The organism is Sphaerimonospora cavernae, from assembly GCF_042435035.1.
GTDB lineage: Bacteria > Actinomycetota > Actinomycetes > Streptosporangiales > Streptosporangiaceae > Sphaerimonospora > Sphaerimonospora cavernae.
The window spans coordinates 35,798-47,258 of sequence record NZ_JBHMQT010000004.1 but is presented as its reverse complement, the minus strand read 5'-3'; the positions used below and the strand labels follow the sequence as shown (position 1 = coordinate 47,258).

Genomic DNA, 11,461 nt, shown 5'->3' with positions numbered 1-11,461 from the left:
GCTTGGTCGCATCGTGTCGAAAAGCTTGCAGCTTGACATTCAAGCTCCTGGGATGTCTCTCACCCCGGACAGCCGGAGGCGGTGAGCGGCCAGGCACAGGCGGGCGACTACCTGTACAAATATCAGATCACCTGGCGGTTCGACGGGGACGTCCCCCGGGTCGAGGAACTCCTGCCGAGCATCAATGAGCCCGGGCGCAGGTTCCATCCACACTGGATGATCATCAGGGGCCTGGGGCGTGGCACCCGGGACCTCGCCGCCCCGCGCGGCCTCGACCCGGTGGAACGGTTGATCTGGAAGCACTCGCTGCCCTACTGCGGGCTACCACTCGTGCTGCGGATGCTCACCGCCTGGAACCGCATCCCCGACCAGGCCGTCGTGCTCCGAGCACACCCGTCGAAGGCGATCGCGGCCGCCATCGACCGAATGATCGGCTACCGGGCCGGAGATCGCGGCCACTACAGCGAGGTCGCCGACCTGTATCACATCGACGAGGACCTCATCCGGACCGCGGACAAGACCCTGGCGCGCCGCCTGAAGCTGTCCGCGACTCAGCCGTGGTAAGGGAGACGAGCGTGAGTGAGCGGGGCCGCATTCGGTCTGGTGCTAGCCGTATGCAGACCTCACATGCGCGAAAAGCATTATGCTTACATCATGGACGCCACCTTGCAGGTCAGAGGGCTGGGTACGGAAGTGGTCGCCGAACTGAAAGCGCGGGCCGCGCGTAAGCGCATGTCGCTGTCCGCGTATGTGGCCGACATCCTCACCGAAGTCGCCGCCACTCCCTCCCCCGACACGATCAGAGAACGACTGGAGGCGCTCCGATCGCTCGGCGGCGGGGCGAGTCGTGACGACGTCGTCACCGAGATACGGAAGATCCGCGAGACGTGATCGTCATCGACAGCTCGGCGCTCGTCGAGGCCTTGGCCGGAGACACCGCCGCAGACGAACTGCTCGCGCGCGTCGCCGAGAACCGGCTCCACATCCCTTACCTGCTCGACTACGAGTTCCGTAACGCCATACGCGGCCTGCTTCTCGGCGGGAAGATCAGTGAGGCCCGCGCCGAGGGAGCCCGGATCGTCAAGGCGGGCCTGCCCTTCACCCGTCACGCCGACGACCTGACCGCCGATCGCGCCTGGGACCTGCGAGCCAACTTCAACGGTTACGACGCCACCTACGTCGCCCTGGCCGAAGCGCTGGACTGCGCCCTGGTCACCACAGACGAGAAGATCTACAAGGTGGCGAGCAAGTACATCGACGTCGATCTCTGCTGATCTCTGGTCGGTTGTGAGTCCGTGCAACGTGAATATCCGCGGGCTGCCCTTCGCCTGTGTGTCGGCCTCAGCCGCGCATGCCCTTGTCGCGATCGAGCGTCAATCGGGAAGTGGTAGCGGACCGCCGTGGCCGGGCAGGCCCCGGTCGGCCGGGATCGGCTCCTCGACCCCACCGTCGGCCGTGATGCCCTGGCCGCGGGTCTGCTCGGCGAGGCGCCGGTAGTAGGCCGAGACCGCGGCGAGCGCCTCGCGCGCCGCATTCAGCAGCGTGGCTCCCGCCTGCTCGACGACGTCGCCCTCGTGGATCTCGAACGCCCGGATCCCTTCCAGTACAGCGGTTTTCAGGTCGCGCAGCAGTTGGACGTCGGCGTTCGCGTAACCGCGGCACAGCGCCGAGACCCGCCGGAAGTCGTCCCCGGCGAGCAGCGACTCCTTGACGGCGGATACGGAATGCCGGACCAGCCCGACGTCCGACCGCGCGGACATGGCGGCGAGATCGGTGTCGAAGGACCGGAGGTCCAGGTGTGGATCGCAGAAGCCGGCGGTGAGTTGCCACAGGGCGCGCAGGTCCTCGTGCACCAGCCCGTCCAGATAACTGACCAGGAATCGCCGGTGCGCCTCGAGGACGTACTGCGCCTTGAAGGGCGTCAGCTCCCGGGGATCCTCACCCAGTGTGGTGACCAACGTGGTGAACTCGTAGTCGGAGGTCAACGCGTTTTCCATGCCAACCAGCAGGTACACGAACCGTACCCAGGTCCGGAACAGTTCTTCCAGCGGCAGCGCGCGCAGGCCCTCCTCGGTGAGCACCACGCCCCACCGGCCGCCGAACCGCAGCCGGCGCAGATGGCCGATCTGGTACATCGCGAGTTGGGAGTCGATCTCGGCGTGCGCGTGGTGCAGCACTTTCCGGTACGCCCCGGTCGCGTCGAGCCCGACGTGGTTGCGGACGATCTGCGGCCCGCCGATGTGCAGGTGCAGGAATTCGCCGACGTCGAACACCGCGCCGCCGATCGCCATCCAGTAGCCCGCCTCCGCGGTGTTGCGCCGCGCCAGATCCGACACCTCGAAGCGGGGCCCCTGCTGCGCGTGGCCCAGATAGGTGGTGAAGACGTCCTGGCCCAGACGTCCGTCGGCCACCAACTGGCGGAGGAACTCACGGCCGTCGCCGGGCACGATGTCGGTCAACGCCTGGAGCACGGCGGTGGCGAACGGTGCGCTGCCGCACACGTAGACGAACGCGCCGCGGCCGCCGTCGTCGATGGACCGCAACAGCTCCCAGAGCCCGTCCGCCTCTGCGCGGATCACATCGTCCACCCGGCTCCGCTGTCCGGCCTGGACGACGTGGCGCCGGCCGTCGAATCCGATCGCGGCATCGGCACGGGAGAACGCGACGGAGAGTCGCAGCCGGCCCGCGGCCGCCGCCGTGTCCAGGTCCGCGTCCTCGACGAATTCCTCCGGCGTCCGGATCCCCAGATAAAGTCGATTCTCCCCCGAACCGGTGCGGGCGGCGGCGAACCCCAGGAACGGGGCGATCCCGGAACCGGCCGCGAACATGACGACGGGCCGGGCCGGATCGGCCGGCAGCCGGAAACGGGGCGTGGGGACGATCTGCAGCGACAGCCGGTGCCGGCCCTCGGCACTCACCCGGCGCAGGAAATGCGATGCCGTGCCCTGCCGTTCCCTCGGGTACGACCACGGCGTCTGAGCTGAGGTGTAGCCGAGGCCGGCGACCACCAGCCTCAGCGTGGTGGCCGGCTCGCCGGGCGGCGGCGCCGAGGCGATCGAATACAGCCGGAACGGCTCGGGCGGAATCACCGCGCAGAACGCCTCGTCCTCGCGTGGATCGGCCTTCCACAGCCGGGTGACGTCATATCCGCCGGCGTACAACAGGTTCAGGACGTCCCACAGCTCCCACTGGTCCTCCATGCGGGCGTCCACCACTCGCTGCCACGAGCCCACGGCCGTCAGTTTCACCAGCCGTTTGGCCACGTCCCGCCCGATCGGCCGGAGCCGGGCGAAGCGCAGCAGCGTCCGCAGCGGCAGCACGTCGACGTCGCCGTAGCCTGCCCGGCAGGCCACCGCCGCTCGCCACTTGGGGGTGAGCCGTACCAGCTCGTCGCCGGTCGCCTGCAGGGCGGCGACGGTGCGGCGCACCAGTTCGTCGTCGTTCTCGGCCAGCACGCCGACGCGGTCGCCGGGCAGGTGGTGCACGCCCTGCCCGGTGACGTCGATGTCCAGGTAGCAGGTCCAGGCGCCGGACTCTCCGGTGACGACCCGGCCCCGGCGGGCGGTCCCGAACACCACCGGCGGACCCACCGGCGGGCGGCGCTCATCGCGGGCGATGGCCAGCTGGTCGTCCACCCTGTCCCAGGTCCGGTCCTTGAACAGTCCGGTGAACCGGGCGCCGGTCGTCACCTGGCGGCCGACCTTGAACGCCACCTCCAGGAAGCCGTACGTCTTGACGCGGTGCAGGCCCATCCAGCCGCGGTCGCCCAGATAGGCGTCGAGCACGGCGTTGTAGACGCCGCGCAGGGTGCTGTTGCGGGTGTCCTCGACGTACTGTCGCACCGACACCTCGCGTAACGCGGCGATCAGCTCCTGCCAGTGCCGGGGGAAGAATCCGGCGAGGTAGGTGCTCTGCCGCCCGACCACCGAGCCGTAGTCCCGGCGCTCGAGAAACGCGTCCAGCGCGTGGATCTGCGGTTGCGCGGTCCCGCTCGGGCTGGGTGCGCCGTCGAAGATCGGAACGCCCGCGGTGCCGACCGTCTTGGCCCACAACACCTGGTCGAGCGGGTGCCGGGCGCGGGGGTTGGGATCGAGCTGCGGATAAATGGCCTGGGTGACGTGCTGCAGCCGGTCGAGGATCACCAGGAGCGCGCGCTCCAAGGAGGCGGGATCGTCCGCGACGACGGCCTCCTGAGCCGCCAGCATGGCGCCCAGCACGGGCGTGAGCTCCATCGCGAATTCGGTGGTGACCAGGTAGAACACCTGCTCCGCCGGGTTGTTCCAGGCCGGCACGAGCAGGTCCATGTTGTCCAGCGCCCGCGGCCCGGCGGGATCGCGCAGCCGCCAGTTGTAGAAGAACAGATCGATGTAGGAGACGGCCGGGATCTCCTTGCCCAGCCGGCGCGAGACCGTGGTCCACGGCCGCAGCAGCGACTCGGGCAGAGCGGTCGGCGGATCGATCGCCATGTACTGATAGGCGTGGGCGAAAACGCCGAGCAGCGTCGAGGCGCGCAGCAGGTATCGGTCGGGCAACGCCTCGGACCGGGCGTCGAGCACCGGCATCGCGTCGAACGCCCGGCGCAGCGACAGCCGGCGGAACAGCTCGGGGAGCTGATCGGTCATCTCGTCCCAGGCGCGGTGCGACTCCGCGAAGGCCTGCAGCGGCGGCTCGACCGGCAGAAATCCGCGCGCGAGCGACAGGAATCCGTCGAGTTCGTGCCCGGCCCGCCGGTTGTACGCCTCGGCGGCCTCCACCACGCGTCGTGCGGCGATGCGCGGCGGCCCAACCGGCCGCAGCACGGTCATCTGGCTCGGATCGATGAGCCCCGTCGCGTCCGAGTCGAAGAACGTCCAGGTCAGCTCGTATCGGCCGATGCGCATCCGATCCCCGGGGACGAGCACCCGGCGCGTCACCCGCACGTCGTTCACGTAGGTTCCGTTGGAGCTGCCGAGATCGGTGAGCACCAACTGGTCGTCGACGGTCTCGAGCCGTGCGTGGCGCCGGGAGACGGTGTCGTCGTCCAGCACCACCGCCGCCGCGCCGCCGTCCCGGCCGAGAGTCGCCGGCAGCGTGCACACCCGCTCGATGGTCTCTCGGGTGTGCCGATCGGTGAGGACAAGCCGGAGCTCAGGAATGGTAGATCACCGCCCGGCACAGATCGGCCCGGGACAACGTGCCCACGAGGGTCCCGTCGTCGACCACGGGAAGCCTTCGGATCCCACGGTCGATCATCACGATCGCCGCGCGGGCGAGTTCGTCGGTCGATCGGACCGTCACCACGTCGCGCACGACGAGGGGGTCGATGACGCGGTCGGCGAGGGCGCGGCCCCGCTCCAGGAAAATCCGGAACGCGTCGGCGAGCGTGCCACCGGCGGCGGTCACGTCGTCGAAGCCGGGCAGCATGGCCCGCACCAGGTCCTCCTCGGACAGCGACCCGACGAACCGGCCGTCGTGGTCCAGGACCACCAGGTGGCCGACCTCCGACACGCTGATCACCTCGGCCGCCCGCCGGATGGTCGCGCCGAGCCGTATGTAGGCCGGGAATGCCGTCATGACGTCACTGACCAGCACGCCACCTCCCAGGTCCGCCGTCCGCACAAATCGGCCACCCGGCCATTCATTTGGAACGATTTTCCGGGAGTATAGATCCACCCGAACACGGTGTACACCCTCCTGGTCGCGGCCTGCACATACGTCAGGCCGGCCGCCCGACGCCGGTTCTGCGCCGATGTGTCGACGTCGCGCTCCAGCAGGTCACACATGGCTCGCGGCCGCGCAGCGTGGGTCCAAAGCGAACTCCACACGCAGGCCCGACAGGGCAAGGAGAACGTCTGGCGTGACCTTTATCGATCCTCTCAAGCGATCAAGTCTCCACTGGTCCCTGAGCGGTTCGACGGCATCTGACGAGCTTCACGACGCGAATCTTCCACCAACCGGCCTATGGCATCGGCGACTCTAATCGACTGAAAAAGCTCCCATGGATCAGCCGAAAAGCGATGAACACACGTATCGTCTCCCTCCGTCCAACGTCCCGCCTTGCTCAAGAAGACTTGACGCGGCTCCACACGCACACCGGGAGTCGTAGCCGACAGAGTGTAACTGAACCATGCCCTTTGCTTCTCCGTGAGAGCGTCCAGAATATCAACCGGCAGCTCACCGGCTACTCGCTCCATGGCCGACCTCAGGAACTTTCCGGCAACGAGAAGTGCTTCATCCGACGCCAGGTCCCCGACCAGAGGAATTGGCGAATCGAAACTTTCCGGATCCATACCTTGACAAAGGTCGGCAAGGAGATTCTGTACCACGTCGGGGGAGGTCCACACCGGATCGAGCAGAATAAGCGGAACATCCTCGGGTAGATACTCAAGAGCGAGCGACCAGGCCAGAGCCGCACCGGAGCAGTATCCAAGAATGGCGTCCGGCCTTCTCTCGTAACCCTGGAGTCGTTTCTGCCAATAGGTCGATTGCTCGCTCATCCTATAGACCCGTGACGATATGCCAGGGAACTGGAGCGGATCGATCTTCACTACATCCTCGAACGGCCAGCCACGAAGAAGTGAATCGAAGGACCGCCTAGGCGTTTCATTCCGAAACTCTATCGCCACCACAAATCGCCGCACGACCTGACACCTCACCGAATGTTCGATCTCACAGAGATCCCGGTTTGTTCCGGCCATGCGAATCCTTGACGCGGTTCACGTAGTCCATGAGGACAGGGAATTCAAAGAGGACCTCCAAGCCGATATTGATCCCGAGATCCTTGCGCACCTGTCCGGTGACGCGAGCGGCGAGCAGCGAATGGCCGCCGATCGCGAAGAAGTCATCATCCGGCCCGGGAGACACTCCGAGCAATCCGCCCCAGATTTCCGCTATGGCGATGAATATGTCCCCCTCCTCCTGAGACACCGCGTGAGCAGAGGTCACGCTCTCCTGGAGCACCACATCAGTGGCGGCCTCCGGCAGAGAGCGGACGAGTGATGCGTGGTCGATCTTTCCGTTCACCGTCAGGGGAATCGACCCCACACGACGGATGATCGCGGGGACCATGTACCGTGGCAACATGCCAAGTAAATGCGCACGGATCGCGGCCTCCTCCACCTCTCCGCAGAAGAAGGCCAACAACCTGCCACCGTCACCGCCGCCCTGATGCATGACTGCGGCCTGGCGCACACCGCCACCCGCCAGAATGGCTATTTCTATCTCCGCGAGTTCAATTCGGAGGCCACGAAGGCTGATCTGGCCGTCCCGCCGACCAACAAACTCCAGATCACCATTCGATGCCCATCTACAGATATCACCGGAACGGTACCAACGCCCACCCGCCTGTTCGGCGATGAATTTATCCGCAGTCAGACGGCTGTCATTCCAATATCCGGTGGCGAGTATCGATCCCCCGATCAGAAGTTCACCGTCGACCCCGGGCTCTGCGACATCGCCTCCGGAATCATTGACCAGACGCACTTCAGCACCGCGCACAGGACGTCCAATGGGCGGCAGCGCATCCCTTTGCGATTTTCTCAGATCACCGGTGGCCGTGGTGACCACGGTGGCCTCTGTCGGGCCGTAGTGATTATGCACCGCAGCTGGGAAGTCCTTGGGCGGGTACACCCGCAGCCGATCTCCCCCGGTGTTGAGCACTCTCAAGTGCGACGGCACTTCCTGGGCAACGAAGAGTTGCTCAGCGAGCGGGGTACTCAGAAAGCACAAGTCGATCTTCTGGGCTGTCAGAAACTCGGTGATTCGAGCTATGTCGCCGGCCACCGGACCCGGTGGGAGCACCAGGGTGGCGCCGCATGCGAGCGTGCTCCAGCACTCCCATGCGGAAGCGTCAAAACCCAGGCCGGCGAATGCAGCGACACGAGCACCCGGGCCGGTGAGATACGTCTCCCGATGCCAGCTCACGAGATTGGCCAGGCTGTTGTGACCGACCGCGACACCCTTGGGAACACCGGTGGAGCCAGAAGTGTAGATCACATATGCGGTCGCATCCTCTCCGGCCCGGCAGGCAGCCGTTCCTGCCGTCTTCTCGTCGAACACGCCCGATAGCCGCGCGTCGGCGCCCAGCCTCTGCCGCAGGTGAGGCGAGACTTCTATGGACTGAGGGCGCGCATCCGCGAGGATGTACCGCAGGCGTCCGTCGGGCAGTGCCGGCTCCAGCGGCAGATAGGCGCACCCGCTGCGCCAGGCGGCCAGCTGCTCGATGACGCAAGCCGTTCCCCGCTCGAAAAGGGTGGCGACCAGCCCACCTGGGCGGTAGTTCGGGCCTGACGAGATGCGCGCGGCCGCATTGGCGGATTCAGCCCACAATTCACCGTAGGTGATCGATTCCGCGCCACATTCCATCGCTACCAGGTCAGGCGCGGCATTCGCCAGCGACCTGATCATCTCCGGCACCGATGCGACTGCCAGGGGGTTCGTCATGGTCGAGCTCCTCTCCGCAGCACGTCCTCATAGGCGGCAGCAAGGCGTCGAACTGCTTCGGCAGAGACGGCATCGGCCCGATATGCGAAGTCCACGAGCAGGCCGCCGCGCGTCGGCCAGACCTCACATTGGACTTCGGCCAGGGGTTCACTGCCGTCATGGGCAACGAGATCGGCCGAACACCCGTCTAGGACGAGGTCCGGCTGCTCGTTGTTCTGATAGGCGAAGATCGTCTGAAAACAGGGATTGCGGCCGGTACGCGGAAGCCGGAGCGCGGCCACGACGTCACCGAAGCGAACGCCCTGATGGGCCAGTGCGCCCCGGACGGCTTCGCGACTCACCTCGAGCCTGTGCGTCAGGGAGTCGCCGGCCCGCCCGCGAGGGAGGCGGACGCAGACCATGTCGGTCAGGCAGGTGATGGCTCGAAGGCTCTCCTCGGTGAAACGCCCCGTCACCGGCACGCCGATACCGAAGTCGTACTGCCCGAACACCTCTCTGACCGCCATGTCGTAGCCGACGATCAGCAGGAGGAACACGGTGCTGCCATACCTCTTGGCCATGGTGTTCAGCTCGTGGACGACAACCTCCTCCAGGAAGAAGGTCAGCCGTCCGCTCCGCTGGGTTTTTTCTTGCTCGGCAGGGCGTGGCATTTCCAGCTCCGGAATTCCCCTCAGAACTGACGTCCAGTACTCGATCTGCCGCGCATGGTCTGGCGTTCCGGAGAACTCGGACAGCTCGTTGGCCAGGAACGCCATGGTGGGGGCAGCGCCATCGAAGGCAGGTGCGCTCCCGTTCCTCCGGCTGCTGTACGCGGTGCTCAACTCGGACACCAGGAGCGACTGAGACCACCCGTCGAAAGCTACGTGGTGAACCACGACGCCCAGGAGAAATACCCGCTCATCCAGCTCGGCCAGTACGCATCGCCAGATCTCGCCCCGATCGATGCGCAGTGGTCCGGCCAGGCGCCGGGAGAGTCTCGTCCGAGGATCGCCCCCCTGGGTGTCCTGGGGCAGCACCGTGAGGCGGATGCTCCGGGACCCGGATGGCAGGTCGGCGACGGGCCCTTCAGCCAGTCGGTAGGCGGCTCGTAGGGCTTGGTGCCGGTCATGGACATCGTTCAGCGCCCGCTCAAGTGCCACCACGTCCAGGTCGCCGATGACACGCCACGTCAGCCGACAGGCCGACGAAGTGTCGGCGGGGCTCGTCTCGTACGCCATGGAGAAGTGCGCCTGCATGCCACGTAGTGGCACCGTGGACGAATCGGAGGGGTGGATCCCGGAGAGCGCGCTCTCCGGCGGCTTTTCGCGGATGAGCGTGAGCACGCCCCGCAACGTCGGATCGCGCATGAATCGGGAGACCGTGATGTGCGGCCCGAATCGGCTCTGCAGCCGGGCACACAGCCTCAGCGCGTCAAGTGAACTCCCGCCCAGGGCGGCGAACGCCGCGTCCGGATCCACGGTGTCGGCACCGCTCTCCACGATACGCAGAATCTCGTGGAAAGCCCCCGTGGCGTCGCCGGCGTCGTCTGCGCGACGGCTCGCCCTCGCGAGCGAAAGGATGTGCTGGTAGTCGGTCTTTCCGTTCGGCGTAATCGGCAGGGCGTCCAGCCTGTCGATCTGCTCAGGGACAAGATAGCCGGGCAGGCTCTCGCTCAGGGCCCTCCGCACCGCCGAAGGCGTCACCGGCGCGCCGGGGCCCGCGACATAGAACAGAGCCAGCCGATCAGTGTTCTGCCCGTCGGTCGAAACGGGCACGACCACAGCGTGCGTCACGCCGTTCAGTGCCGCGCAGTGGCGTTCTATCTCATGCGGCTCGATGCGGTGGCCCCGTAACTTCACTTGCCGGTCCGCCCGGCCGCGGTAGTGCAGGAGTCCCGCCGAGTTCGTGTATCCGATGTCTCCGGTCCGATACAGGCGCACTTCCTCGCCACCGAGATTCAGGTGGACGAACCGCTCCGCCGTCGCCTCGGCATCGTTCAGATACTCGTGGGCCAGACCTGCGCCTCCCACACATATCTCACCCTCCTCTTCGGGTGCGCAGCGACGACCGTCATGGATCACGTACACATCGGTGACCGGGACTGCCCGGCCCAGCGGGATCCCGCCGCTGTGGGTGATGTCTTCGGGCCGGATCCGGTGCGTCGTGGCGAACACACAGCTTTCCACCGGCCCGTATCCGTTGATGAGGGATATCTCGGGATGGGCGTTGAGAAACCTTCCGACATACTCCGGAGACAACCGTTCCCCACCGATCATGAGCTGGCTCAGTCCGTGGAAGCACGAAAGGTCTTCGTCCACGAACATGTTGAAGAGGGAAGAGGTGAGCCAGGCCGTATCCACGCCGTGCTCGCCGACCAGCGATTTCAGCGTGCTGGGCAGGAGGTAGTCCGCATCGTTGAGTGCGACCGTTCCACCGCTCACCAGCGGGCCCCACAGTTCCAGGGTGAACGCGTCCCAGGATATGGCGGCAGCGGATGCCGTCGTATGTCCCGAGCCGAAATCGGCGAAGGACCCTTTCTGGAACAGCCGTGTCGTCGCCTGATGGGGTGAAACCACACCCCTGGGGGTACCGCTTGTGCCAGAGGTGAAGAAGACGGTGGCCGCATCCGTGCCCCGGCAGGGGATGTCGGGTATGACACCCCCGATGTCAACTGTTTTGCTCAACGGCAGGACACATGTGACAGTCAACGAGGAACGCAGTGCTTCAGCGATCCTCTTTATACGCTCGGCCGGCCAGCGGGGGTCCAATGCCGCATAGGCGGCACCGGTCTTCAGCACCGCCAACAACACCGCGACCAGTTCCATGGAGCGCGGAAGCACGACGGGAAGCTTGCATCCAGGCCCTATTCCCGCCAGGAGGAGTTCGTTCGCGTAGAAAGTGGACGCCCGGTCCAACTCGTCGTAGGTCAGCCTGCGAGGCCCCTGGAGCAGAGCTGTGGCCTGCGGCGTAAGCGCGGCGTGACGTACGAACGCCTCGTGGATGACCTGTCCGTGCTGAAAAGCGGCCTTCTCTGCCCGGTCCACTGTCGTCTCCTCTGGGT

8 protein-coding genes are annotated in these 11,461 nt (G+C 66.2%); 3 read left to right on the top strand and 5 right to left on the bottom strand.

The window, feature by feature from the left end:
• The first annotated feature begins 81 nt into the window (after positions 1–81).
• The 3 genes from ACFHYQ_RS03990 (at position 82) to ACFHYQ_RS03980 (ending at position 1,274) form a co-directional block, all read left to right on the top strand.
• Positions 82–564, top strand: coding sequence for a hypothetical protein (locus ACFHYQ_RS03990; RefSeq protein WP_394299695.1), 483 nt, complete (start codon positions 82–84; stop codon positions 562–564).
• Between the two features lie 90 nt (positions 565–654).
• Positions 655–891, top strand: a complete 237-nt coding sequence (locus ACFHYQ_RS03985) for a FitA-like ribbon-helix-helix domain-containing protein (protein ID WP_204010198.1) — start codon at positions 655–657, stop codon at positions 889–891.
• Entirely contained in the window at positions 888–1,274 is a 387-nt protein-coding gene (locus ACFHYQ_RS03980; RefSeq protein ID WP_204010200.1) for a type II toxin-antitoxin system VapC family toxin, read from the top strand. The genes ACFHYQ_RS03985 and ACFHYQ_RS03980 overlap by 4 nt, the downstream gene beginning before the upstream one ends.
• A gap of 99 nt (positions 1,275–1,373) precedes the next feature.
• Here ACFHYQ_RS03980 and ACFHYQ_RS03975 read toward each other — a convergent pair whose 3' ends face one another.
• From ACFHYQ_RS03975 to ACFHYQ_RS03955, 5 genes are all read right to left on the bottom strand, one after another.
• Positions 1,374–5,078 carry an FHA domain-containing protein gene (locus tag ACFHYQ_RS03975; RefSeq protein ID WP_394299694.1) on the bottom strand — a complete coding sequence of 1,235 codons (3,705 nt, stop codon included), beginning with the start codon at positions 5,076–5,078 and terminating at the stop codon, positions 1,374–1,376.
• A 49-nt stretch (positions 5,079–5,127) separates the two neighbouring features.
• A complete protein-coding gene (locus ACFHYQ_RS03970) occupies positions 5,128–5,571 on the bottom strand; it encodes a CBS domain-containing protein (protein ID WP_394299693.1) in 444 nt (147 codons plus the stop codon).
• A gap of 284 nt (positions 5,572–5,855) precedes the next feature.
• Positions 5,856–6,527 carry a hypothetical protein gene (locus tag ACFHYQ_RS03965; protein ID WP_394299692.1) on the bottom strand — a complete coding sequence of 224 codons (672 nt, stop codon included), beginning with the start codon at positions 6,525–6,527 and terminating at the stop codon, positions 5,856–5,858.
• A 121-nt stretch (positions 6,528–6,648) separates the two neighbouring features.
• Positions 6,649–8,421 (bottom strand): non-ribosomal peptide synthetase, encoded by a 1,773-nt coding sequence (locus ACFHYQ_RS03960; protein WP_394299691.1) that lies wholly within the window; start codon positions 8,419–8,421, stop codon positions 6,649–6,651.
• Positions 8,418–11,444: an AMP-binding protein gene (locus tag ACFHYQ_RS03955; protein ID WP_394299690.1), complete on the bottom strand. Its 3,027-nt coding sequence runs from the start codon at positions 11,442–11,444 to the stop codon at positions 8,418–8,420. The genes ACFHYQ_RS03960 and ACFHYQ_RS03955 overlap by 4 nt, the downstream gene beginning before the upstream one ends.
• Positions 11,445–11,461 lie beyond the last annotated feature (17 nt).